General features: G+C 46.0%; 23 protein-coding genes. 2 read left to right on the top strand and 21 right to left on the bottom strand.

Annotated elements, in window-relative coordinates:
* Positions 1-126 precede the first annotated feature (126 nt).
* From rpmE to HNQ34_RS05430, 7 genes are all read right to left on the bottom strand, one after another.
* Positions 127-327, bottom strand: coding sequence for a 50S ribosomal protein L31 (gene rpmE / locus HNQ34_RS05400; protein ID WP_183252366.1), 201 nt, complete (start codon positions 325-327; stop codon positions 127-129).
* 125 nt (positions 328-452) lie between these two features.
* Complete coding sequence (rho, locus tag HNQ34_RS05405; protein ID WP_183252368.1) at positions 453-1,724, bottom strand: transcription termination factor Rho; 1,272 nt, start codon at positions 1,722-1,724, stop codon at positions 453-455.
* A gap of 243 nt (positions 1,725-1,967) precedes the next feature.
* The gene (gene glpX / locus HNQ34_RS05410) at positions 1,968-2,933 is read right to left on the bottom strand and encodes a class II fructose-bisphosphatase (protein ID WP_183252371.1); all 966 of its coding nucleotides are present in this window, start codon (positions 2,931-2,933) and stop codon (positions 1,968-1,970) included.
* Positions 2,934-2,961: 28 nt separating this feature from the next.
* On the bottom strand, positions 2,962-4,248 hold the full coding sequence (locus HNQ34_RS05415; RefSeq protein WP_183252373.1) for a UDP-N-acetylglucosamine 1-carboxyvinyltransferase: 1,287 nt from the start codon (positions 4,246-4,248) through the stop codon (positions 2,962-2,964).
* Between the two features lie 85 nt (positions 4,249-4,333).
* Positions 4,334-4,978 (bottom strand): fructose-6-phosphate aldolase, encoded by a 645-nt coding sequence (fsa, locus tag HNQ34_RS05420; protein ID WP_183252375.1) that lies wholly within the window; start codon positions 4,976-4,978, stop codon positions 4,334-4,336.
* An 85-nt stretch (positions 4,979-5,063) separates the two neighbouring features.
* Positions 5,064-5,924 (bottom strand): class II fructose-bisphosphate aldolase, encoded by an 861-nt coding sequence (locus HNQ34_RS05425; protein WP_183252377.1) that lies wholly within the window; start codon positions 5,922-5,924, stop codon positions 5,064-5,066.
* A 184-nt stretch (positions 5,925-6,108) separates the two neighbouring features.
* A complete protein-coding gene (locus HNQ34_RS05430) occupies positions 6,109-6,471 on the bottom strand; it encodes a response regulator (protein WP_183252379.1) in 363 nt (120 codons plus the stop codon).
* 227 nt (positions 6,472-6,698) lie between these two features.
* On the opposite strand from HNQ34_RS05430, the gene HNQ34_RS05435 reads away from it, so the two are divergent.
* Entirely contained in the window at positions 6,699-7,229 is a 531-nt protein-coding gene (locus HNQ34_RS05435; RefSeq protein ID WP_183252381.1) for a DUF2529 domain-containing protein, read from the top strand.
* A 128-nt stretch (positions 7,230-7,357) separates the two neighbouring features.
* Here HNQ34_RS05435 and HNQ34_RS05440 read toward each other — a convergent pair whose 3' ends face one another.
* From HNQ34_RS05440 to HNQ34_RS05480, 9 genes are all read right to left on the bottom strand, one after another.
* Entirely contained in the window at positions 7,358-8,953 is a 1,596-nt protein-coding gene (locus tag HNQ34_RS05440) for a CTP synthase (RefSeq protein WP_183252383.1), read from the bottom strand.
* 166 nt (positions 8,954-9,119) lie between these two features.
* On the bottom strand, positions 9,120-9,692 hold the full coding sequence (gene rpoE / locus HNQ34_RS05445) for a DNA-directed RNA polymerase subunit delta (RefSeq protein WP_183252386.1): 573 nt from the start codon (positions 9,690-9,692) through the stop codon (positions 9,120-9,122).
* 183 nt (positions 9,693-9,875) lie between these two features.
* Positions 9,876-13,133 carry a fused isobutyryl-CoA mutase/GTPase IcmF gene (gene icmF / locus HNQ34_RS05450; RefSeq protein ID WP_183252388.1) on the bottom strand — a complete coding sequence of 1,086 codons (3,258 nt, stop codon included), beginning with the start codon at positions 13,131-13,133 and terminating at the stop codon, positions 9,876-9,878.
* A gap of 19 nt (positions 13,134-13,152) precedes the next feature.
* Positions 13,153-13,782, bottom strand: coding sequence for a TetR/AcrR family transcriptional regulator (locus tag HNQ34_RS05455; protein ID WP_183252390.1), 630 nt, complete (start codon positions 13,780-13,782; stop codon positions 13,153-13,155).
* Positions 13,783-13,802: 20 nt separating this feature from the next.
* On the bottom strand, positions 13,803-14,945 hold the full coding sequence (locus HNQ34_RS05460) for an acyl-CoA dehydrogenase (RefSeq protein WP_183252392.1): 1,143 nt from the start codon (positions 14,943-14,945) through the stop codon (positions 13,803-13,805).
* A gap of 18 nt (positions 14,946-14,963) precedes the next feature.
* Positions 14,964-16,082: an acyl-CoA dehydrogenase gene (locus tag HNQ34_RS05465; protein ID WP_183252394.1), complete on the bottom strand. Its 1,119-nt coding sequence runs from the start codon at positions 16,080-16,082 to the stop codon at positions 14,964-14,966.
* 31 nt (positions 16,083-16,113) lie between these two features.
* A complete protein-coding gene (locus HNQ34_RS05470) occupies positions 16,114-16,968 on the bottom strand; it encodes a 3-hydroxybutyryl-CoA dehydrogenase (protein ID WP_183252396.1) in 855 nt (284 codons plus the stop codon).
* A 91-nt stretch (positions 16,969-17,059) separates the two neighbouring features.
* Positions 17,060-18,241 carry an acetyl-CoA C-acetyltransferase gene (locus HNQ34_RS05475; RefSeq protein ID WP_183252398.1) on the bottom strand — a complete coding sequence of 394 codons (1,182 nt, stop codon included), beginning with the start codon at positions 18,239-18,241 and terminating at the stop codon, positions 17,060-17,062.
* Positions 18,242-18,450: 209 nt separating this feature from the next.
* Entirely contained in the window at positions 18,451-20,550 is a 2,100-nt protein-coding gene (locus HNQ34_RS05480) for a (Fe-S)-binding protein (protein ID WP_183252401.1), read from the bottom strand.
* Positions 20,551-20,749: 199 nt separating this feature from the next.
* On the opposite strand from HNQ34_RS05480, the gene cls reads away from it, so the two are divergent.
* Positions 20,750-21,937 carry a cardiolipin synthase gene (cls, locus tag HNQ34_RS05485; protein WP_183252403.1) on the top strand — a complete coding sequence of 396 codons (1,188 nt, stop codon included), beginning with the start codon at positions 20,750-20,752 and terminating at the stop codon, positions 21,935-21,937.
* Positions 21,938-21,968: 31 nt separating this feature from the next.
* Here the strand turns inward: cls and HNQ34_RS05490 are convergent, their stop codons facing one another.
* From HNQ34_RS05490 to speE, 5 genes are all read right to left on the bottom strand, one after another.
* Complete coding sequence (locus HNQ34_RS05490; protein ID WP_183252405.1) at positions 21,969-22,136, bottom strand: XapX domain-containing protein; 168 nt, start codon at positions 22,134-22,136, stop codon at positions 21,969-21,971.
* A gap of 184 nt (positions 22,137-22,320) precedes the next feature.
* Positions 22,321-23,991: an arginine--tRNA ligase gene (argS, locus tag HNQ34_RS05495; protein ID WP_183252407.1), complete on the bottom strand. Its 1,671-nt coding sequence runs from the start codon at positions 23,989-23,991 to the stop codon at positions 22,321-22,323.
* The gene (locus HNQ34_RS05500; protein ID WP_183252409.1) at positions 23,988-24,425 is read right to left on the bottom strand and encodes a YwiB family protein; all 438 of its coding nucleotides are present in this window, start codon (positions 24,423-24,425) and stop codon (positions 23,988-23,990) included. The genes argS and HNQ34_RS05500 overlap by 4 nt, the downstream gene beginning before the upstream one ends.
* Positions 24,426-24,556: 131 nt before the next feature.
* Positions 24,557-25,429 carry an agmatinase gene (gene speB, locus HNQ34_RS05505; protein WP_183252411.1) on the bottom strand — a complete coding sequence of 291 codons (873 nt, stop codon included), beginning with the start codon at positions 25,427-25,429 and terminating at the stop codon, positions 24,557-24,559.
* A 12-nt stretch (positions 25,430-25,441) separates the two neighbouring features.
* Positions 25,442-26,269, bottom strand: a complete 828-nt coding sequence (speE, locus tag HNQ34_RS05510) for a polyamine aminopropyltransferase (protein ID WP_183252413.1) — start codon at positions 26,267-26,269, stop codon at positions 25,442-25,444.
* Positions 26,270-26,341 lie beyond the last annotated feature (72 nt).

Consider the following 26,341-nt stretch of genomic DNA (forward strand, 5'->3'; position numbering starts at 1 on the left):
CCCCTTTCTTATAGCCTTGCATGAAAAAACAGGCAAGTGAATGAACTTCGCTTGCCTGTTTTTCGTGTTTATTAGCGGGCATAATTGTAAGCACAGTGCAAATGAATCGCACCGTTTCCGCTTTTCTCATTTAAGGCCATATTTTTTGTTGAATTTATCAACACGTCCTGCAGCAGAAGCGAATTTTTGGCGTCCTGTGTAAAATGGATGGCACTCAGAACAAATTTCCACGCGCACTTCATTTTTCACAGAGCCGCTTTCGAATTCGTTTCCACAAGCACATTTTACGATCACTTTTTTGTACTCAGGATGAATTCCTGCTTTCATTCCCTTTCATCTCCTTCCGCCCTGAATCATTTCGAAACAGAGTTTTTCTATCGTTTTGAGTGGGTTCTCATCGTTTAAACACACATGGTAAAATTATAACAAGGGCAGGGGTGTTTTGCAACTAGTTATTTTTTTACACCCATACTTTTCCATTCTTCATCTAACATCGCAAAAAATTCTTCGTTCGTCTTCGTTTGGCGAAGTTTATTTAAAAAGCGGTCGATAAAGTCCGGCGTATCGGACATCGTCTTGCGGATCGCCCACAGTTTCTCCAAATGTTCACGCGGTATGAGCAATTCTTCTTTGCGCGTGCCGGAGCGGCGAATGTCAATCGCTGGGAAGATGCGTCGTTCTGCAAGCGAACGATCTAAATGCAATTCCATGTTGCCCGTTCCTTTAAACTCTTCGTAAATGACGTCATCCATCCGTGAGCCTGTATCAACGAGCGCCGTCGCTAAAATCGTTAAGCTGCCGCCTTCTTCAATGTTGCGCGCCGCTCCGAAAAACCGCTTCGGACGGTGAAAGGCAGCTGGATCAATCCCCCCGGAAAGCGTACGTCCGCTCGGCGGAATGACTAAGTTGTACGCGCGCGCCAGACGGGTGATGCTGTCCATCAAAATAACGACATCGCGCTTATGTTCGACAAGGCGCATTGCCCGCTCTAATACAAGTTCCGCCACTTTAATATGGTTTTCCGGCACTTCATCGAACGTCGAGCTGACGACATCTCCCGCTACTGAACGTTCGATATCCGTCACTTCCTCAGGACGTTCGTCAATGAGAAGAACGATCAGCTCTACATCTGGATGATTCGTTGTGATGCTGTTAGCAATTTCTTTCAGCAACATTGTTTTCCCAGCTTTTGGAGGAGCGACAATCAAACCGCGCTGTCCAAACCCGACTGGGGCAATTAAATCAATAATTCGGGTCGACAATTTATCAGGCGTTGTTTCAAGTTTCATTTGCCGGCTCGGATAAAGTGGGGTTAGTGCAGGGAAATGAACGCGCTCTTTTGCAGTTTCTGGGTCTTCTCCATTCACCGCTTCAACATGAAGCAGGCCGTAATATCGTTCATTTTCTTTTGGAGGCCGCACTTTTCCGGACACTTTATCGCCATTTCGTAAATCAAAGCGGCGAATTTGCGAGGCTGAAATATAAATATCTTCTGAACTTGGCGAGTAGTTGATCGGGCGCAAAAAACCGAACCCTTCCGACTGAATAATTTCGAGCACGCCTTCCATAAACAATAGCCCGTCTTGTTCTGCCTGCGCTTTCAAAATCGCGAAAATAAGCTCTTTTTTCGTTAGTTTACTGTAGTAAGAAATTTTATATTGCCGAGCGAGCTCGTACAGCTCTTTTAGTTTCATATTTTCTAATACTGAGATTGATAAGTCCATTTCAACACCACACTTTTACTATTTTTCTCTCCCATATACACCAAATGAATCAATGAAATACGTTATGGATGGGATGAAAGAAGGTCATGAAGGTTTACATATTTTAAAGAAGCAAAAATCGCAGAGCTTATTTTTATGCGCACACAGCATGACTATTTTACCCTTTTTCCCGTTTTTTAATCAACATTTTTTTATAAAAAATAAGCGAGGGAGATCGTTGAATCTGCGCCCCGCTCACATTGTTTACGGTTTGATCACTAAGTTTGGTTTTTTCTTTAAGCTATGGCGTCCATCGATAAAACGAACCGTGCCGGATTTCGCCCTCATCACAACAGAATGCGTTTCTCCATAAGAACCTTTAAACTGCACCCCTCGTAACAATTCACCGTCTGTGACTCCTGTCGCGGCAAAAATCGCATCATCTCCTTTTACTAAATCTTCCATACGCAACACTTTGTTAACGTCAAGTCCCATTTTTTTACATCTCTCTAGTTCTGCATCATTTTGCGGAAGAAGCTTTCCTTGAATTTCACCGCCTAAACATTTGAGCGCAACCGCCGCTAGCACTCCTTCTGGCGCGCCGCCGGACCCGAATAAAATGTCAACACCGGTGTGATCGAACGCCGTATTGATCGCCGCTGCGACATCGCCGTCATTAATCAGCTTAATGCGCGCGCCTGCTTCGCGCAGCTCGGCAATAATCCGCTCATGGCGTGGGCGGTTTAACACGATCGCGACGACATCTTCAACATCTTTATTTTTCGCTTTCGCAACCGCTTTCAAATTCTCAATAATCGGAGCGTTAATGTCAATCATGCCGACTGCTTCCGGTCCGACCGCAATTTTATCCATATACATATCAGGGGCGTGAAGCAAATTCCCGTGATCAGCCACCGCCACAACCGCTAACGCATTCCATCCTCCGGAAGCGACGATATTCGTCCCTTCTAGTGGATCAACCGCGACATCGACGCGCGGACCATAGCCATTTCCAAGCTTTTCGCCAATGTATAACATTGGCGCTTCGTCCATTTCCCCTTCGCCGATAACGACCGTTCCTTTCATCGGGATCGTATCAAACACATCGCGCATCGCTGATGTGGCCGCTTCATCGGCTTCGTCTTTTCTTCCGCGCCCCATCCAACGCGCAGCAGCTAATGCCGCCGCTTCCGTTACACGAACGAGTTCCATCGATAAACTTCTTTCCATCGTAACTTCTCCCCCTCCCCTTCACTGCCTACGAATTTTGCATTTGTTCAATTTCTTGGTCGGTCATTTTTTCGCGCCAAATCGTTGCGCCTAATCCTGTGAGCTTTTCGACAAGATGGCTATATCCGCGGTCAATATGCTCAATGCCAGTAATTTCTGTCACTCCTTCTGCCATCAAACCGGCAATGACAAGCGACGCACCAGCTCTTAAGTCGCTCGCTTTTACTCTCGCCCCTTGCAATTGGACAGGTCCTGTTACAATCGCGGAACGCCCTTCCACTTTAATGTTGGCATTCATTCTGCGCAATTCATCAATATGCTTAAACCGGGCGCTGTAAATCGTGTCGGTGACGACGCTCGTCCCGTTTGCTTTCGTCAATAGCGCTGTAAACGGCTGCTGCAGATCGGTTGGAAACCCTGGATATACAAGCGTTTTGACATCGACCGCTTTCATGTGGGGAACTCCCTTCACAAGTATTTGATCATCGTTCGCTTCCGCCTGTACCCCCATTTCGCGCAGTTTTGCCGTCAACGACTCGAGATGCTGCGGAATGACGTTGTCGATAATCACTTCCTGTCCCATTGCCGCCGCAGCAATCATAAACGTGCCGGCTTCGATCCGATCAGGAATAATCGAATGGCGGCAGCCGGACAGCTTTTCGACTCCATCAATGCGGATGACGTCCGTTCCCGCTCCTTTAATTTTAGCGCCCATGTTCGACAGCAACGTCGCGACGTCAATAATTTCCGGCTCTTTTGCCGCATTTTCGATGATTGTGCGCCCTTTGGCGCGTACCGCTGCCAACATGATGTTAATTGTGGCGCCGACGCTCACGACGTCTAAATAAATGCGGGCGCCGCGCAATTCATCGGCGCGCAAGTAAATCGCTCCTTGCTCGTTCGTCACCTTGACTCCTAACGCTTCAAACCCTTTAATATGCTGATCGATCGGGCGCGGGCCTAAATGGCAGCCACCGGGCAACCCGATGACGGCCTTTTTGAAACGCCCGACCATCGCTCCCATCAAATAGTAAGAAGCGCGCAATTTTTTCACTTTTCCGTTTGGAAGAGGCATTGATACGATGTTCGTCGGATCAATCATTGCTTCCTTGCCATCAAAATGAAATGTGCCGCCAATTTCTTCGATTAACTCACCTAACACGCGAACATCTGAAATATCGGGCAACCCTTCAATCGTCACCCGCGATTCAGCAAGAATCGTCGCCGGAATTAACGCTACTGCGCTGTTTTTTGCCCCGCTGATTCGCACCGTTCCGCGCAAAAGGTCGCCGCCTATGATTTTTAACTTTTCCATTATAGTCTCCCTTCCAGCGAAGATAACTTGCGTTTGCGCGAATTTACAAGGAAACAGTTACAGTTTAGACAAAAACGGCCGATTTTTATCGCTTCTGTTGATTCCAGTCCGCTAAAAATTTTTCAATGCCTTGGTCTGTGAGGGGATGCTGGAAAAGCTGCATCAACACTTTGTAAGGAACCGTCGCAATATGCGCCCCCCTTAATGCGGCTTCCGTCACATGAAGCGGATGACGAATCGACGCCGCAATAATTTCCGTTTCAATGCCGTGAATATCAAAAATGTTGGCGATCGTCGAAATGAGCTCTAAGCCGTTATGGCCGATATCGTCCAAGCGGCCGAGAAATGGGGAAACGTATGTCGCACCGGCACGAGCTGCCAACAACGCCTGATTCGCCGTAAAAATAAGGGTGACGTTCGTTTTAATACCTTTTTCGCTAAATACTTTGACGGCTTTCAATCCTTCTGGCGTCATTGGTACTTTGATCGTAATGTTTGGGGCGATTTTCGCCAATTCTTCCCCTTCTTGAATCATTCCTTCCGCATCGGTCGAAATGACTTCCGCGCTGACTGACCCTGGCACAATCGCCGTAATTTCGCGGAGACGGTCATGGAAGGAAACATTTTCTTTCGCTACAAGGCTTGGATTCGTCGTCACCCCTGCTAAAACCCCCAATTCATTTGCTTTTTTAATTTCTTCTAAATTCGCCGTATCAATAAAAAATTTCATGATCCCATCCTCCTAAACTAAATATTATTGAAATGAAACAAAACCGCTCGTTTCGGCTGCGAGCCGAAACGATGCGGCTATGCGATTACAACGCTTTACCAGAAGAACCGAACTCGCGCATTTTGCCGATGACCGTCGTTTTAATCGCATCGCGGCCAGGACCGATAATTTTGCGTGGGTCATATACTTTTTCATCTTTCGCCAATACTTCGCGGACAACTTTTGTAAAGGCCATTTGGTTTTCTGTGTTCACGTTAATTTTCGAAGTACCTAGCGAAATCGCGCGTTGAATTTGTTCCGTTGGAATGCCGGTGCCGCCATGCAATACGAGCGGAACGCGCGTTAAGTCGCGGATGATTTCCATTTCTTTGAATCCTAATTTTGGCTCACCTTTATAAGGACCGTGAACAGATCCAAGCGCAGGTGCAAGGCAATCAATGCCGGTACGCTTCACAAGCTCTTCGCATTCTTTCGGATCGGCATAAATGATTCCTTCAGCGACGACATCATCTTCTTGGCCGCCGACCGTACCGAGCTCCGCTTCGACCGATACGCCGCGCGCATGGGCGTATTCAACAACTTGTGAAGTAATTTGTACGTTCTCTTCAAATGGATGGTGAGAGGCATCAATCATAACGGATGTAAAACCAGCGTCAATTGCCGCTTTACATTTTTCAAAGCTAGAGCCGTGATCGAGGTGAATGGCAACAGGAACGGTAATATTCATATCTTCCATTAAGCCTTTGACCATGTTGACAACCGTTTTGAAGCCACCCATGTAGCGAGCTGCTCCCTCCGATACGCCGAGAATGACCGGAGATTTTTCTTCTTCTGCCGCTGCTAAAATCGCTTGCGTCCATTCTAAGTTGTTAATGTTAAATTGCCCGACCGCATACTTTTCCGCTAGCGCGTTATTTAGCATTTCCTTCATCGATACTAAAGGCATGATAAAATCCTCCTTAATCATTAAACTTCGCCTTTCGCAAAAAAGGGGCTATGCGTAGCATCGCCGAAATAAGTCGAAATATGTATGAAAGGCGCGCTTCCTACGTTATAAGCATACCAACTTATGGACAAAACAGCAACCTTATGAACATCGGCGAATTTCACAAAAGTTTGTCGAAATGTTATTACAAAGAGATATATTTTTTTACAGCTTCACGCAGCTCATCAATATCAAACGGTTTGGCAAAATGCATAATCGCTCCTAACTCTTTCGTTTCTTGAATCATATCAAGTTCGCCATAGGCGGTCATAATAATCACTTTAACTTGCTGACTCATCTCTTTAATTCGTTTTAATATTTCAATCCCGTCCATGCCGGGAATTTTCATATCTAACAATACTAAATTAGGTTGGTGTTTTTGAACAATTTCTAATGCTTGCAAACCATTAGCTGCCTGAAAAGTGGTGTATCCTTCCCTTTGAAATACTTCGTTCAATAAAATGCGAATTCCATATTGATCATCGACGATTAAAAGCTTGTTCTCCATCTGCTACACACCTCTATTCTTTAGAGTCTTCTGCTTAATATATTTTCACATCTATTAATTTCACATTTCCTAGCCATTTTCCTGCCTCTTTTTTGCATGATTATCAACAAATGACAATATGGATGCACTTTTTTCGGCTTATTTCTCCCAAAGAACAATAGCAATGAAACGGTTGTTTTCTCATCTAAATCAAGTATACTGTAATGTTTAGAAGGAAGGTGAAAATAATGATAAAAATTTTGCTAACGCAATTAAACGGCTATTTTAAAAACCTAGCTGAAAACGAAGAAACGGCGATCGAAGACGGTGCCCGTTTGCTCGCTCAAGCGATCATGGGAGACGGACGGCTATTGATTCACGGATTCGATGAGATGGAAGCGGTTGTCCTCGAAGCGACGAAAGGACAAGAGACGCTGCCGAAAGCAGAGCCGTTGATCGAAAACGGAACAATCCGCAGTGACATCGACAATACGGATCGCGTTTTGCTTATTGCGCGTTTCTGCAACGACGAGCGGGCGATTGCATTAGCGGAACAATTACGAGGACAAGTTCCGGTCGTCGCCATCTCCGCAACGGTCGGTGAAGGGCGTTCTCTTGCAGACGCGGTTGACGTGCATATCGACAGCAAGCTGACAAAGCCGCTTATTCCGAAAGACGATGGCACCCGCTTCGGATTTCCAGCGTTGATGACGGCATTGTTTGCCTACTATTGCTTATTTTTCACCATTCATGAAATTTTAGATGAGTATGACGAATAATGTTATTGCCCATCCATGCATGAAAATAGCCGCTTATTCACCGTTGTTTTCACAAAAAAGGAGGGTGGCCCGGCGAGGGGATACCCTCCTTTTATCTGCCGTGTTTGAGATTAAGCAGCCATCCTTTATCATTGTTGCAACGATGCTTTTACAAAGTCGCGGAACAGTGGCTGCGGTCTTGTTGGACGCGACGTAAATTCTGGATGGAATTGCGCTGCGACAAACCACGGATGATCTTTCAACTCAATGATTTCGACTAAACGGCCGTCCGGGCTTGTGCCGGAAAAAACAAAACCGTGCTGCTCCATCACTTGGCGGTATTGGTTATTAAATTCATAGCGATGGCGGTGGCGTTCATAAATCACTTCATCTTGATACGCTTCATAAGCAAGCGTTCCTTCTAGAAGCTTACAAGGGTACAATCCTAGACGAAGCGTTCCGCCTAAATCTTCGACGTCTTTTTGCTCTGGCAATAAGTCAATGATTGGATGCGGCGTATCCGGGTCAATTTCCGAGGAATGCGCACCTTTTAAGCCGACAACATGGCGGGCAAACTCTACGGACGCCAGCTGCATGCCAAGGCAAATGCCGAAGAACGGAATGCGTTGCTCGCGCGCATAGCGGATCGCCTCAATTTTTCCTTCAATTCCGCGGTCACCAAACCCGCCTGGGACAAGAATGCCATTTGCATCCTTCAATAGCTCAGCAACGTTTTCGCGATTGACATGCTCAGAGTTGATCCATTGAATTTCCACGTCCGTATCAAACGCATAGCCGGCATGGCGAAGCGCCTCAACAACCGAAATGTACGCATCTTGCAACTCCACATATTTACCGACGAGCGCAATTTTTGTTTTATGGGAAAGATTGCGCACTTTCTCAACAAGCACTTTCCATTCCGTCATATCCGCTTCTTGGCAGTTCAGTTTTAAATGTTCGCAAACGATTTGGTCTAACTTTTGTTCTTGAAGCATTAACGGCACCGCGTATAACGTATCGGCATCGCGCGCTTCGATGACCGCTTTCGGATCAATGTCGCAAAAGAGCGCAATTTTATCTTTCATCTCTTGTGACATCGGCATTTCAGTGCGAACGACGATGACGTTTGGCTGAATGCCGAGGCTGCGCAATTCTTTTACGCTATGTTGCGTCGGCTTTGTTTTCATTTCTCCTGCCGCTTTAATATACGGAACGAGCGTGCAATGAATATACATTACATTTTCACGCCCGATATCGCTTTTAATTTGGCGGATCGCTTCTAAAAACGGCAATGATTCGATGTCGCCGACCGTGCCGCCGATTTCCGTAATGACGACGTCAGCATTCGTTTCCCGGCCCGCGCGGAACACGCGCTCTTTAATTTCGTTTGTAATGTGCGGGATGACTTGCACCGTACCGCCTAAATAATCGCCGCGGCGTTCTTTTTTCAATACGGTAGAATAAATTTTTCCCGTTGTGACATTGCTATATTTGTTTAAATTAATGTCGATAAATCGTTCGTAATGGCCTAAGTCTAAGTCCGTTTCCGCTCCGTCGTCCGTGACAAACACTTCCCCGTGCTGATATGGGCTCATCGTCCCTGGATCTACGTTTATATATGGATCAAATTTTTGAATCGTAACGTTTAAGCCGCGATTTTTTAATAAACGACCTAACGACGCAGCCGTAATCCCTTTTCCTAACGATGATACGACGCCACCCGTTACAAAAATGTACTTTGTCATGTTATTTTCCCCCTTGCCGAAATATACGTAACACTTAAAGTGTGCTCAAAGCGCCAAAATAAAAAACGCTCCTCTTACAGTGTAAGGGAGCGATATTTTTATCGAAATTATTGAAAGAGCCCAAATAAGATTCTACATAGTCCGGCATATAAAGTCAAGGGGATTGTTATTCTTCCTCTTCTTCTGTTTCATCGATGTCGAGCAATTCTTCATCTAATTCTTCGTCCAGTTCCTCACCCTCTAATTCAAAATCATCATCTAGAAGCTCGTCATCAAACTCATCCGTTTCATCAAGATCAAACTCCTCATCATCGAGAAGTTCATCATCTAAATCAACGTCTTCTACATCATCATAATCTTCAATGTCGTCATAATCCAATTCTTCTTCGTCGATAATGTCGTCGTCATCATAATCATCGTACTCATCCAACGCTTTTTTCTTTTTCTTCGGTTTGAACGTTGTCACGTTTTCGTCTTCCGTCTGATCATATGGATACCAAGAACGCAACCCCCAACGGTTTTCGCCGATGCAAATAAAACGTCCGTCAATATTTAAGTCTGTATAAAATTGCGCAAGGCGCGCTTTTACTTCTTCCTCCGTCAAATTTGCCAAAGCAGCAATTTCATGAACGAGCTGTTGAAAAGGCAACGCTTCTTTTTTATCGCTCATCACTAAATAAGCGAGTTCAACGAGCGACATTTCTTGTAATTGTTCTGGAGAGTATTGCTGCAAACTCAAATCCGGCACTCCCTTTCTATGTAATGATTCGACATCGATAAAATAATAATGAATGAATGCACTTAGAATACATACCATTCATTATAAACAATTTTCCTTTGTTTATGCTAGGTCTTGAACGACGGTTTCGAAAAAAATTGTGGTTTTTTCGCGAAAAAGGGGCTGATCGACATTCGATCAGCCTTACATATTCCGGCGATATTGGCCGCCGACTTCGTATAACGCTTTCGTAATTTGCCCGAGGCTCGCCACTTTGACCGTTTCCATCAGCTCTTCAAAAATATTGCCGCCGCTGACCGCTACATGTTTCAGCCGCTTCAACGCTTCTTCTACTTTATCTTTATTGCGTTCTTGAAAAGCTCGTAAATTTGTAATTTGCAATTCTTTTTCTTCGTAAGAAGCGCGCGCAAGCTGAATGTTGTTCAACTCTTCTTCCGATGGCGGATTCGGGTTTAAATACGTATTGACGCCAATGATCGGCAATTCGCCACTATGTTTCTTCATTTCGTAATACATCGATTCATCTTGAATTTTGCCGCGCTGATATTGCATTTCCATCGCGCCTAACACGCCACCGCGGTCATTGAGCCGCTCAAATTCCTGCAATACCGCTTCTTCGACTAAATCTGTTAACTCTTCAATAATAAACGATCCTTGGAGCGGGTTTTCGTTTTTCGTTAAGCCATGTTCTTTCGTAATAATGAGCTGAATCGCCATCGCGCGGCGGACCGACTCTTCGGTTGGTGTCGTAATCGCTTCGTCATAGGCGTTTGTATGCAACGAGTTGCAGTTGTCGTGAAGCGCCATTAACGCCTGAAGCGTTGTGCGAATGTCGTTAAAATCAATTTCTTGCGCGTGCAGCGAGCGGCCGGACGTTTGGACGTGATATTTCAGTTTTTGGCTGCGCTCGTTTGCTCCGTATTTTTCGCGCATGACGACCGCCCAAATGCGGCGGGCGACGCGGCCGATCACCGTATATTCCGGATCTAAGCCGTTGCTGAAGAAGAAGGAAAGATTTGGCGCAAAATCATCGATATGCATGCCGCGGCTTAAATAATATTCGACATACGTAAAACCGTTCGCCAATGTGAATGCGAGCTGCGTAATCGGGTTCGCCCCGGCTTCGGCGATATGGTAACCTGAAATCGATACAGAATAATAGTTACGTACTTTGTTTTTAATAAAATATTCTTGAATATCGCCCATCATTTTTAAGGCAAATTCGGTCGAGAAAATGCACGTATTTTGTCCTTGGTCTTCTTTTAAAATGTCGGCTTGCACCGTGCCGCGCACCGTCTGCAACGTCCATGCTTTCACTTCTTCGTATTCCGCTTCCGTCAGCGGTCGGCCAAGCTCTTGTTCCCGTTTTTCGACTTGTTGCTCAATCGCCGTATTCATAAACATCGCTAAAATAATCGGCGCCGGTCCATTGATCGTCATCGATACCGATGTCGACGGATGGCACAAATCAAAACCTTTATACAACCGTTTCATATCGTCGAGCGTACAGACGCTGACACCGCTTTCGCCCACTTTCCCGAAAATGTCTGGGCGGTATTGTGGATCTTCTCCGTATAACGTCACCGAGTCAAACGCGGTACTTAAGCGCTTCGCTGGATCGTCTTTACATAAATAATGGAAGCGGCGGTTCGTCCGTTCCGGCGTTCCTTCCCCGGCAAATTGCCGCTTCGGATCTTCGCCTTGCCGTTTGAACGGGAAAACGCCTGCCGTGTATGGGAAGGAGCCCGGCACGTTTTCTTTATACACCCAGCGCAAAATTTCTCCATAATCTTTAAATTTCGGCAATGCCACTTTCGGAATGTCAAGCCCCGCAAGGCTTTTCGTCGTCAACTCTGTTACGATTTCTTTATCGCGAATTTTCGTGACAAACTGCTTCGCTTTATATTTCGCTTTCACATCTTCCCATGAAGAGAGGATTTGTTTCGATTCCGATGTAAGCTGGTTTTCATAATGCTGTTTTAACACTTCAAGCGACGTGAGCACTTCTTCGTTTCGTTCGCGCTCTTTGACCGCTGCGATCGCCCCTTCAAGCTGGAATAGGCGGCGGGCAATTTCTGATTGTTTATCTACATGCTTATGATAATTTCGCACTGTTTCCGCGATTTCACGCAAATAATGACGGCGTTCGTTCGGAATAATGACATTTTGTTTTTGGACATCTGTTACCGTTTCGAGCGTCGTCGTCCAGTTTGTTCCTGCTTTTTTGTTAATTAAATCAATAAGCGCTACAAACAGCGTATTCGTGCCTGGATCGTTGAACTGGCTCGCAATCGTGCCATACACCGGCATTTCCGATAAATCTTTGTCAAACAATTGATGGCTGCGCTGATATTGTTTTTGCACTTGGCGTTTTGCGTCTTCTGAACCTTTCCGTTCAAATTTGTTAATGACGATGAGATCAGCATAGTCGATCATATCGATTTTCTCAAGCTGCGTCGGCGCACCGAATTCGCTTGTCATCACATACATTGAGATGTCGCACACTTCGGTAATGGCCGCATCGCCTTGGCCGATGCCGCTCGTTTCGACGATGATTAAATCAAATCCGGCCGCTTTGACGACTTGGATCGCGTCTTTAATCGCCAGCGACAGCTCTGAGCGCGAATTCCGCGTCGCAAGACTCCGCATATACACCCGCGGCGAGTTGATCGAATTCATGCGAATGCGGTCTCCTAACAGTGCCCCGCCCGTTTTTTGCTTTGTCGGATCAACCGATAAAATGGCTACTTTTTTATTTGGAATTTCATTTAAAAAGCGGCGCACTAATTCGTCGGTTAATGTGCTTTTGCCCGCGCCGCCCGTTCCGGTAATGCCGACGACCGGAACCGGTTTCGTCATTTCTTTTACTTTATCAAGGACGTTTTCACTCGTAGCCGCCGCTTCTTTTGCGGCGTCCATCCGGTTTTCACAAACGGTAATGAGGCGGGCGATCGCCTGAACATCCCCGTTTGGCAAGCGTTCTAGTTCGTCCGTAATTTCTTGAACGGTCGGAAAATCGCACTCTTCCATCATCACGTTAATCATGCCTTGCAAGCCGAGAACGCGCCCATCTTCCGGCGAAAAAATGCGGGCGATGCCGTAGTCGTGCAATTCTTTTATTTCCCTCGGAATAATGACACCGCCCCCTCCGCCATAAATGCGGATGTGGGAAGCACCCCGTTCTTGCAATAAGTCATACATATATTTAAAAAATTCGACGTGCCCGCCTTGGTAAGAAGAGACGGCAATGCCTTGCACATCTTCTTGAATGGCGGCATTGACAATCTCTTCTGCGGAACGGTTATGCCCTAAGTGAATCACTTCCGCGCCGCTTGCTTGCAAAATGCGGCGCATAATATTGATCGAGGCATCGTGGCCATCGAATAAGCTGGAGGCTGTCACAAAGCGAACGTGATGTTTCGGACGATAAATGTGAGCCATCCTCTCCCCTCCTTTGTCATTATGACCGTTTTTGCAAAATACCTCTTAACAAAAATTCCGTTTGCAGCTCAATAAACTCATCAAGCGTGTACATTTTATGCAGCGACCAGCGCCGGAACGCCCACATTTGTCCTAATACGACAATGTTGTGCGCAAACAATTTGATTTCTTGTTCTGTTAATTGAAAAACCCCATTTTGAACACACGTCTGCAAAATTTCCTCAAATATCGCAACCATTTGCATTTCCTTATTCAGTACATATGGCAACGATTCTTTGCTGAGCGATTTTGCTTCTTGATACATGACAAGCACTTCATCTTGCAAATCATCGACTACTTTAAAATAGTGAGCGATCGCTAATTTGAAGCTTTCCACCGTAGCATGATGAGTGCCGATATCTTTTTCCATGCGTTCGCGTACTTCGTCATAAATGCGGTCGCACACTAAATAAAGCACATCTTCTTTTTGGCGGATATATTCATAGAGCGTGCCGATGCTAAACCCTGACGCTTTCGCAATTTCTCTCGTTGTCGTGCGATGGAATCCTTTTTGTTTAAATAGAGCGATCGCACCTTTAATCATTTCATTGCGCCGTTTCTTTACAAGGCGCTCATCTTTCACTGAAGCCGGTACTTCGCGCTTTTTCATGTTCATCACCTATCGCTCTGTTATTCTTTCGTGAGCATCCGCGAAATAACGAGCCGCTGGATTTCTTGCGTTCCTTCATAAATTTGCGTAATTTTCGCATCGCGCATAAACCGCTCAACCGGATAGTCTTTCGTATAGCCGTATCCGCCAAAAATTTGCACCGCATCGACCGTTACTTTCATCGCCGTATCGCCAGCAAACAGCTTCGCCATCGCAGACGCTTTTCCGTACGGAAGACCGTTTGATTCGAGCCATGCCGCTTGATAAGTTAATAACCGGGCTGCTTCGATCGCTGTCGCCATGTCCGCCAGCTTAAACCCAACCCCTTGTTGCTCAGCGATTGGTTTGCCGAATTGAACGCGACCTTTCGCATATTCAACCGCTGCATCCAACGCGCCTTGAGCGATGCCGACCGCTTGTGCCGCAATGCCGTTTCGTCCTCCGTCTAACGTCATCATCGCGATTTTAAAGCCTTCCCCTTCTTGGCCGAGAAGGTTTTCTTTCGGAATGCGGCAATCTTCAAAAATCAACTCCGTTGTCGGCGAGGAACGAATGCCCAATTTTTTCTCTTTTTTACCGATCGAAAATCCCGGTGTGCCTTTTTCGACGATGAAAGCGCTAATGCCTTTATGTTTTTTCTCCGGATCCGTCACAGCAAACACGACATAAATTTCCGCTTCGCCGCCGTTTGTAATCCACACTTTTGAACCGTTTAACACATAATGGTCACCGTCTAATACCGCTCTCGTTTTCATCGAGGAAACGTCAGACCCTGCGCCCGGCTCGGAAAGACCGTAGGCGCCGAGCTTTTCCCCTGTCGCTAACGCCCGTAAATACGTTTGTTTTTGTTCTTCCGTCCCGAATTTATAAATCGGCCAGCTTGCGAGGGAAATGTGGGCAGATAACGTCACACCCGTCGAAGCGCACACTTTCGACAGCTCTTCAATGGCGATGACATACGCTAAATAATCGCTGCCGATGCCGCCGTATTCTTCCGGCCACGGGATGCCCGTTAAGCCGAGTTCAGCCATTTTGTTAAAAATTTCGCGGTCAAACCGCTCTTCTTCATCGCGCTCTGCGGCAGTTGGCGCCACTTCGTTTTTCGCAAAATCGCGCACCATTTTTCGTATCATTTCATGCTCTTCTGTCAATTGGAAATTCATTGTTTTCTCCCCCGATCATTATAGTTGTTTACTAATGACTAAGCGCTGAATTTCGCTTGTTCCCTCATAAATTTCGCAAATTTTTGCATCGCGGAACAGCCGTTCAACCGGATAATCTTCGGTATAGCCATTGCCGCCGAAAATTTGCACCGCTTCAATCGCGTTTTCCATCGCAGCCCGTGAAGCGAATAATTTTGCCATCGCCGCTTCTTTCCTGCACGGAAGCCCGTTTGTCCGCAAAAAAGCGGCGCGATATACTAATAGCTTTGCAGCTTCCACCGCTGTCGCCATATCCGCTAATTTAAACGCTACTCCTTGTTGTTCAGCGATCGGTTTGCCGAATTGAATGCGCTCTTTCGCATAAGCGGTCGCATATTCCAACGCTGCTTCCGCAATACCTAAAGATTGTGCGGCAATGCCGATGCGCCCGGCATCGAGGTTGGCCATTGCGATTTTAAATCCTTGTCCTTCTTCGCCTAATAAATTTTCCGCTGGCACTTTCGCATCTTCAAACGAAATTTGCACCGTTCTTGAGCCATGTAAGCCCATTTTCTTTTCGTCTTTGCCGACGATAAAACCTGGCGTGCCTTTTTCCACGATAAAGGCGGAAATGCTGCTTTGATCCGTCCGCGCAAACACGATATACGTATCCGCTTCGCCCCCGTTCGTGATAAAGACTTTCGAACCGTTTAAAATATAGCAATCTCCTTGGCGGACCGCTTTCGTTTTTAAGCTTTTTGCATCTGAGCCGGCGCTCGGTTCCGTGAGGCAAAACGCCCCTAAATACTCGCCGCTCGCGAGCTTCGGCACGTATTTTCGTTTTTGTTCTTCCGTGCCGAAATAAAGAATCGGATTCGTGCCGACAGACGTATGGACGGATAAAATGACACCTACTGTTGCGCTCACTTTCGAAATTTCGTGAATCGCAATAATGTACGACGTAAAATCCATTCCGGCGCCGCCGTATTCTTCCGGGATCGTAATGCCCATTAGCCCGAGCTCAGCCATTTTTTTGAGAATCGGACGCGGAAACTCACCTTGTTCCATCCGTTCGACAAACGGGGCAATTTCGCTTTGAGCAAATTCTTTTACCATGTTGCGCATCATTTCTTGCTCTTCAGTAAAACGTAAATTCATGTCTACCACCTTCTTCAGCGCCAAGTAGCCGTCATGATTCGTACGTGTAAAAACCTTTCCCCGTTTTTCGTCCAAGCCAGCCAGCTTTGACGTATTTGCGAAGAAGCGGGCACGGACGGTATTTGTCGTCGCCAAATCCTTCATGAAGCGTTTCCATAATATACAAGCACGTATCTAAACCGATAAAATCGGCAAGCGTCAACGGCCCCATCGGATGGTTCATGCCGAGCTTCATCACTTCATCGATCGCTTCTTTCGTTGCGACCCCTTCGTACAATGCATAAATCGCCTCATTAATCATCGGCATTAAAATGCGGTTTGAGATAAATCCCGGGAAATCGTTTACTTCAACCGGCACTTTATTCAATTTATGCGTAATTTGTTCAATCGTCTGGTACACTTCTTCAGCGGTAGCCAAGCCGCGGATAATTTCAACAAGCTTCATCACAGGAACTGGGTTCATAAAATGCATGCCAATGACTTTTTCCGGTCGTTTCGTTGCGGCGGCGATTTCCGTAATCGGAAGCGAGGATGTGTTCGTTGCTAAAATGGCATGCGAAGGAGCAATTTCATCCAGCTGCGCAAACAGTTTTGTTTTGACTTCCATATTTTCGACAACCGCTTCAATGACTAAGTCGACAACGCTTGCATGTTGCAAATCAAGCGAAGGTGCAATGCGGTTCAAAATACTTGCTTTTTCTTCTTCCGTCAATTTCCCTTTTTCGACTTGGCGCGTTAAATTTTTCGCAATCGTCGCAAGTCCGCGATCAACATATTCTTGCTTTAAATCGTGCAAGAACACATCATATCCTGCCATCGCACATACTTGCGCAATGCCTGATCCCATTTGCCCAGCGCCAACGACCATGATTTTTTTGACATCCATTTCCTATCCCCCATTAACGAATAATTTTAGGGCGAGCGCGGCTGTTTGAATGAACAACAACGCTCGCTTTCTAGGTTTCTTACGCCATCGTTTAATCTACTTTTACCATCACTGCATCGCCTTGGCCGCCGCCGCTGCAAATCGCTGCGATGCCGAGTCCGCCACCGCGGCGTTTCAGTTCATGAATGAGCGTAATGATGATGCGCGCACCGCTTGCGCCGATCGGGTGGCCTAGCGCCACCGCACCGCCGTTGACGTTCACTTTTTCCGGATCCAATCCGGCGATTTTGATGCTCGCTAACGCAACGGCAGCGAACGCTTCGTTAATCTCGAACAAATCGATTTCTTCCGCTGTTTTGCCTGTTTTTCTTAACAGTTCGTTAATGACAAGGCCCGGTGTTTTCGGGAAGTCTTTCGCTTCGACGGCGATCGATGTGTGGGCGACAATCGTCGCAAGCGGCGTTCTTCCTTCGCGCAATGCCCGTTCTTCGCTCATTAAAACGAGTGCAGCTGCCCCATCGTTCACGCCAGGAGCGTTGCCCGCTGTAATCGTGCCCGATGGATCAAACACAGGAGCGAGCTTCGCCAATTTTTCGATCGACGTGTCTTTGCGCGGCGATTCATCGTGCTCCACCACAATGGGGGCGCCTTTTCGTTGCGGAATTTCGACAGGCACGATTTCTTCGGCGAGCACGCCTGCCTCGATCGCCGCAATCGCGCGCTGATGGCTGCGATACGCCCACGCATCTTGCTCGTGGCGCGAAATCTCTAATTGTTTGGCTGTTTCGCCGCCATATATGCCCATATGAACGCCGGTAAAGCTGCATGTCAAACCGTCATACACCATTAAATCTTTGACCGTCGAATCACCCATGCGAAATCCCCAACGCGCTTTTGGCAAAACATATGGGGCGTTGCTCATCGATTCCATTCCTCCTGCTACGACGACTTCCCCATCGCCAGCGCGAATGATTTGGTCAGCCAATGTTACGCTGCGCATGCCTGAAGCGCACACTTTATTGATCGTTTCCGTTCGTACTTCCCACGGAATCCCCGCATAGCGAGCGGCTTGCCGCGAAGGAAGCTGCCCTTGTCCGCCTTGAAGAACGGTACCTAAAATAACTTCGTCGACTTGTTCACCGCTCACATCCGCGCGATGAAGCGCCTCTTTTACCGCAATGCCTCCTAGCTGCGCCGCTGTCAATGAACTAAGACTCCCTCCGAATTTCCCAAATGGAGTACGCACTCCGCTTAAAATAACCGTTTTTCCCATCTTTCTCTCCCCTTTGAAAAATATATGGACCATTCAAGCAACATTTAAGTTCAAACAGTTTTTACAAAAATCAAGAAAGCGATTACAAAATACAGACTGAACATTCGCTCAGCGCGACAGTTTAGGAGAAAGGTGTACCCCTTCGTACACCTCCTCTTTTTATTATACTAACTATTTTAAAAAATACGAATTATTTATTCAATTCTTTTTTATGAAACAGCTTCTCTCCGATCGCCAAACACCGCTTTTTCTAACAACTCCGCAATATCATAGGTCGCTACTTTGTCCTCTACTTCTTTCGCTTTCGTTCCGTCTGTTAACATCGTTAAGCAGTACGGACAGCCGGAGCTAATCACCGTCGGGTTGACAGCTAGCGCCTGTTCCGTGCGCGCCACGTTAATGCGCGTTCCGGTCGTTTCTTCCATCCACATTAAACCGCCGCCGGCGCCGCAGCACATTCCTGTTTCGCGATTACGTTCCATTTCCACAAGCTTCACGCCTGGGATGGCGCGCAAAATGTTGCGCGGCTGTTCATATACTTCGTTATAGCGTCCGAGGTAACATGAATCATGAAACGTAACCGTTTCGTTCACCTCATATTTCGGCACTAACCGGCCTTCTTCGATGAGTTTCGCAAGAAGTTCGGTATGGTGATATACTTCTGCTTCAAATCCGAAATCTGGATATTCGTTTTTAAACGTATTATATGCGTGCGGGTCGATCGTGACGATTTTTTTCACGCCCGCTTTTTCGAATTCGGCGATGTTATTTGTCGCTAATTCTTGGAATAAAAATTCATTTCCTAAGCGGCGCGGCGTATCGCCGGAGTTTTTCTCTTTGTTTCCTAAAATCGCAAATTTCACGCCGGCTTCATTCAATAACCGTGCAAATGCTAACGCGATTTTTTGGCTGCGGTTGTCAAATGAGCCCATTGAGCCAACCCAGAATAAATATTCGAATTGTTCGCCTGCTTTTTGCATTTCTTTAACAGTCGGAATATGCACGTCTTCACGCAGTTCACGCCAGTTTTCTTTTTCTTTTCGGTTGAGCCCCCACGGGTTGCCTTGACGTTCAATGTTCGTCATCGCTCGCTGCGCATCCGGATTCATTTTTCCTTCCGTCAAAACGAGATAGCGGCGAAGGTCGATGATTTTGTCGACATGTTCGTTCATGACCGGACATTGGTCTTCACAGTTGCGGCACGTCGTACAGGCCCAAATTTCTTCCTCTGTAATCACATCGCCAATTAAGCTTGGCATTTCTAATGCAGCGGCTTGTTCTTGCAAGCCTTGTGCGGCGAATGCAAGTTGATTGCCCTTTGTGTTTTTGAAGGCAAACGTCGGTACCCAAGGCGCTTTAGATGTAACAGCAGCCCCTTTTTCCGTTAAGTGGTCGCGGAGCTTTAAAATTAAGTCCATCGGAGAAAGCATCTTTCCTGTTCCCGTCGCTGGACACATGTTTGTGCAGCGTCCGCATTCGACGCAAGCGTATAAATCGATGAGCTGCGTTTGTTTAAAGTCTTCGATTTTGCCGACGCCAAACGATTCTTGCGTTTCATCTTCAAAGTTAATTTTTTCAAGCTTTGGTCGTGACAAGCGGCTGAAAAACACGTTCACCGGACCTGCGATTAAGTGCGCATGCTTCGATTGAGGAACGTATACTAAGAAGGTAAGCAAAATTAGCAAGTGAACCCACCATGCCACGTAGAAAAGAACAGCAGCTCCTGTTTTCCCAACCCAAGAGAAAGCGCCAGCGATCAACGATGCAACAGGTTCGCTCCACGTCGCTTCTTCGCCATGCCAAATCATGCTCATTCCGTTTCCAAACAGCACAGAAAGCATCAGCCCGCCGATAAAAATTAGCACTAATCCGGCTTTCAAATCGCGCTTTAAGCGGACAAGCTTTTCGATGTAGCGGCGGTAAAACGCCCAAAACACCGCAAGTAAAATAAGCAATGTCACAATTTCTTGGAAAAACGTAAAGCTTGGATAAAGCGGTCCTAGTGGTAAATGTCCTTCTGGGATAAGCCCTTTAATAATAAAATCAATCGCGCCAAATTGAACGAGAATAAACCCGTAAAAAAAGACAACGTGAATGAGGCCGCTTTTTTTGTCTTTCAACAGCTTTTTCTGTCCGAACACATTCACCCAAATTTTTTCGAGACGTTCTTTTACCTTTTGGTCAAACTCGACTTTTTTGCCTAGCTTAATATAAGCGATGCGCGTTTTTATTAAATACGTAAACAAATGAACAGCGTAAGCGGTTACAAACAAAAACGCAAGAAAATTAAGGATCAACAACGAATTCACCATCTAACTCCCCTTTCCCCCTCATAATCGACAATAAAAAAATATTAACAAGAGAACAAATTTTCAGAAATTATACCCCTTGTTTTTATTTTAACTATGAATGAGCATTCAGTCAACAATGTTTTTGCTGGAGAGCATGCTAATTTTTTTCATAACGGGTACATTAATAAATAATGACGAAATACAGGAGGAAGATGCCGTGATTGCGATATGGGTAATTGTGATTGTATTATTGCTTATCATCCTCGATGAGCAGCTTGGCCGCAAACGAAAGCGGGCCAGTCCAAAAAAAGAATATCCGATGCGTCAAAGCGATATGACGCTGTTTACAAACGGAAAACATTTATTTGCTGATTACTTTCAATCAATCGAGCAGGCGACACATCACATTCATATTTTGTTTTATATTGTCAAAACGGACGAGATTAGTCAACAGTTTTTCTCGCTTTTACAACAAAAGGCAAAAGAAGGAATCGAAGTGCGGCTTCTCGTCGATTGGGTCGGCAGTTTCGGGCTGCCGCGGAAAACGATTCGCTCATTAAAGAAAAGCGGCGTGCGCTTTGCTTATAGCCAAAAGCCGACCTTTCCTTATTTTTTTTATCAGCTGAACCGAAGAAACCATCGAAAAATTACCGTCATCGACGGAACGATCGGCTACATTGGCGGCTTTAACATCGGCAAAGAGTATATCGGGCAAGACGCTGATTTCGGCGATTGGCGCGATTACCATTTAAAAGTAAGCGGGGAAGGAGTGGCGGATTTGCAGGCGCAATTTTTGGACGATTGGAAAGCCACAACAAGAGAAACTGTGCAAAATGAGGAACGATATTTTCCGCCATTGCCAAATGGTGCGATCGCTCATCGGTTCATCGCAACAAACGGCGATGGACTTGAGGAAGATTTTTCTCGCCTCATTCGCCAAGCGCAGCGAGAAATTATGATCGGCTCTCCTTATTTTATTCCCGGGAAAAACGTGATGGATGCGCTGCTAGATGCACTGAAACGCCAAGTAGCGGTGACGATTCTCGTTCCATTAAAAGCGGATCATCTGTTTGTCAAGGAGGCAGCGTTTCCATACTTTTACCGCTTGTTAAAAGCAGGTGCCCATATTCATCGTTTCTACCAAGGGTTTTACCATGCGAAAACAATCATTGTTGATGACAACATATGCAACATCGGGACGGCGAACTTTGATAAACGGAGTTTTTTTCTCAATGGTGAGATGAACTGCTTTATTTACGACCGTGCGTTTACGCAACAAATGAAGCACGTCATCCGATATGAACTGTCCCGTTCAGAACGATTGACGCTCGATTGGTGGAAAAAGCGGTCGGTATGGGAGCGGGGAAAAGAATCGCTTTCCACACTTCTTTCCCAATGGTTATAAAAAAATGTTGAGGAGTTTCTCCTCAACATTTTTATTTCCAAAGTATGCTGATCCATTGAAACGCTTTCATGCCTAAATAGACGCCGACGATTCCAGAAATTCCCGCAATAGCCGGCGGAGCCGGAATCGGCAAGCGGAATAATGTAAACAAAAAGCCAACGACCATACCGGTCAATAATGACAAAATAATTTCTTTCATCCGAAACATCTCCTCCATTTTTTCCGCTGTCACACTTTTTCGACAAATATCTACTTCTATCGACAGCCATTACCCATCTTAACATACTCTTTTTCAAATGAGGAGGCAAAAAAAGTGGATATATTTGTCTAACACAAATATACCCACTTCTCCTGTTTATTATATCTCAAAAATAAACGTGTAACTACATTTTTTCCGGTGCGGAAACACCAATTAAAGCAAGTGCGTTTTGCAAGGTGATTTGCACCGCTTTCACTAGCGCTAGACGTGCGCGGCTTTTTTCAACGTTTTCTGGGTCGATCACTTTTTCCGCATTGTAGAAGCTGTGCAAAGCGGACGCAAGCTCGAAAATATAGTTTGTCACGCGATGCGGCGTACGTTTAAGCGCAGCTTCCGATACCGCAGCTGGAAACTCGCCGAGCTTTTTCAATAGATCGATTTCTTTTTCTGATTCGATATGCTCAAGTTGCAACTCGCCTTCGTAAGACAGCTGCTGCTCTTCCCCTTGACGAAGAATGCTGCATACGCGCGCATGCGCATATTGCGCATAATAAACCGGGTTTTCGTTCGATTGCGAAACGGCTAAGTCCATGTCGAAATCTAAATGTGTATCGCTCGAGCGCATCGCAAAGAAATAACGGGTCGCGTCCAAACCGACTTCTTCCATCAAATCGCGCATTGTCACCGCTTTGCCGGTGCGTTTGCTCATTTTCACTTTTTCCCCGTTTTGATACAAGCTAACGAGCTGAATAATTTCTACTTCTAGAACGTCTGGATCATAACCGAGCGCCGCGATTGCCGCTTTCATGCGCGGAATGTAGCCATGGTGGTCCGCGCCCCAAATGTTAATCAGCTTTGTAAACCCGCGCTCCAATTTATCTTGGTGATACGCAATATCCGGCAATAAATATGTATACGTGCCGTCTTGCTTAATCAATACGCGATCTTTATCGTCGCCAAACGTCGTCGAACGGAACCATGTCGCGCCGTCTTTTTCATAAATATGCCCTTTTTCGCGCAACGCCGCTAACGCTTTTTCGATTTTGCCGTTATGGTACAACGAAGTTTCAGAATACCAAACGTCAAATTTCACGCGGAAGTCGTGTAAGTCTTTTTTAATTTTATCCATTTCATAATTTAATCCGTATTCACGGAACAATTTTAAGCGCTCTTGCTCGTCAAGCGACACAAACTTGTCGCCATGCTCTTCGGCAAGCTTTTTCCCTAGTTCAATAATATCATCGCCGTAATAGCCGTCTTCCGGCATATCTTTGTCGATGCCAAGCGCTTGAAAATAGCGTGCTTCAACCGATTTGGCCAAGTTGAAAATTTGATTGCCAGCATCGTTAATATAATATTCACGCGTGACGTCAAATCCCGCTTTTTCTAAAATGTTGCACAACGAATCGCCGACAGCGGCGCCGCGGGCATGTCCTAAATGCAAATTCCCCGTCGGGTTGGCGGATACGAACTCAACTTGCACCTTTTGGCCGTTGCCGACGTTCGTTTCACCATACGACGCCCCTGCGTGCAAAATCGTCGGAATGAGTTTCGTTAAATAACGGTTGTCCATATAAAAGTTAATAAAGCCTGGTCCGGCAATATCAATTTTTTCAACCGAAACAGCCTGCTGATTGAAATGGCGGACGATTTCTTCTGCGATCATGCGCGGCGCTTTTTTCGCCACCCGCGCCAGCTGCATCGCCATATTCGTCGAATAGTCACCGTGCGCTTTTTCGCGCGGCACTTCTAAAATGACATTCGGCATTTCCGCTTCTGTCGCAAGTCCAGCTTTGATCACCGCTTGTTTAATCTCTTCTTTGAGCTGTTCTTTCATTTGTTCCACAATGTTCATTGCGTTTCCTCCTTAAACGTAATCGTCATCGTATGGCGACCGACATGTTGATCGGCTAGCTGCAATATGTAAGAAAAAAACAATTGTCCTTTTTTTGCTTTTTCATTGTATCGATATAACACTTGTTCTGTTTTTGTTTTCATTGGCCAACGAGCAGCACTGTTTTCGTACGTCCCAACTGTTTCTTCGTGTTTGCGAAACGTATGGCGCATTTGTACAGCACCAGAGCGAAGAACAACGACTTCATCACCAGTAATTTTCAGCACGTTCTTGACTGTTTTGCCTTCATACTTTTCTTCAAACGTTAAGTAAACCGTATCCCCTTTTAAGTAGTATAAACCATTTGTTTCAAGGACAACAGTTTCTTTTCGCAATCCGTCGCGAATTTCCGTCACTTGTTTCAGTTGAATAGGTATTCCGTTTGTTTTCTCCATCATCCACACACCCTTTAAACAAGCTGCTATTAAGTATAAGGGAAGCCTTTACCTTGCTTCAAGAGCGTAATACGTGACCGAAAACAAAACAACAAAAATCCCCCACCTTTATCACAGGTGAGGGATCACCATTATTTTACCCAACCGAGAATCATTTCGCGGATGAGTTTGCTTGCTGTGTTGGCTGTTTGTTCAGAATGGTCATACACAGGAGCGACCTCCACTAAATCTGCACCGACCACACGCACATCTGAGCGGGCAATTTCATGAATCGCAGCCAGCAATTCTTTCGATGTGATTCCTCCTGCATCAACGGTGCCTGTACCAGGCGCATGAGCCGGATCTAATACATCGATGTCAATCGTGACATACACAGGGCGGCCAGCCAATTTCGGAAGCACTTCTTTTAACGGCTCTAGCACTTCAAATTTCGCGATATACATCCCGTTTTCTTTCGCCCATGCAAATTCTTCTTTCATGCCGGAACGAATGCCGAATGAGAAAACGTTTTTCGGTCCGATAAGCTCGGCAATTTTCCGGATCGGCGTCGAGTGCGACAACGGCTCTCCTTCATATTGCTCGCGCAAATCGGTATGCGCATCCATATGAATGATCGCTAAATCCGGATATTTTTTGTACACCGCCTTCATCACCGGCCAGGAAACTAAATGTTCGCCGCCAAGGCCAAGCGGAAATTTATCCGCTGCCAAAATGCGATCAACAAACTCCTCGATCATATCTAAGCTGCGTTGGGCGTTTCCGAACGGGAGCGGAATATCGCCCGCATCAAAATATTTCACTTCGCCTAGTTCGCGATCTAAATACGGGCTGTATTCTTCAAGGCCGATCGACACTTCGCGAATGCGCGCCGGACCGAAGCGAGAACCTGGGCGGTAGCTAACCGTCCAATCCATCGGCATGCCGTAAATGACCGCTTCACTTTCTTCAAAATTCGGATGGCTTTTAATAAAGACGTTGCCAGAATAAGCCTCATCGAATCGCATGCAAAATCCCCCTTATTTCACTAAATCGGCCACAAATTTCGGCAAGACAAAGCACGCTTTATGCAGCTCTTTTGTGTAATATTTCGTGTCAATGTCATGGAAACGGTCATCGCTAACTGCTAGCGGATCGTATTTTTTCGAACCGATCGTAAACGTCCACATGCCGCTCGGATATGTCGGAATGTTCGCAATGTAAAGGCGCGTAATCGGGAAAATTTCGCGCACATCGCGCTGCACCGTACGGATTAAATCTGCTTTAAACCAAGGGTTGTCTGTTTGTGCCACGAAAATGCCGTCTGCTTTTAACGCTTTCGCGATTCCTGAGTAAAAACCTTTTGTAAATAAATTGACGGCCGGACCGACCGGCTCTGTCGAGTCAACCATAATCACATCGTATTCGTTTTCGCTTTGGGCAATGTGCATAAAGCCATCATCGACTTTTACTTCGACGCGCGGATCGTCAAGTTTGCCTGCGATTTCAGGCAAATATTTTTTCGAATACTCGATCACTTTTCCGTCAATTTCAACTAACGTTGCTTTTTTCACGCTCGGATGTTTCAGCACTTCGCGAATCACGCCGCCGTCGCCGCCGCCAACGACAAGAACATTTTCCGGGTTTGGATGCGTAAAGAGCGGCACATGAGCGACCATTTCATGATAAACAAACTCATCTTTTTGCGTCGTCATCACCATGCCGTCTAAAATGAGCATGTTTCCAAACTCTTCTGTTTCGACCATATCAAGCTTTTGGAATTCTGTCTGTTCTGTATGTAAAGTGCGTTTAATTCGTGCTGTAATTCCAAAATGTTCTGTTTGCTTCTCGGTAAACCATAATTCCATCGTTCGAACACCCTTTCTTTAGTTCATTCACATGCCTTTATTTTAGCCTTACAAAGAAAAACTAAACACGAA

This window comes from Anoxybacteroides tepidamans (assembly GCF_014201465.1).
GTDB lineage: Bacteria > Bacillota > Bacilli > Bacillales > Anoxybacillaceae > Anoxybacteroides > Anoxybacteroides tepidamans.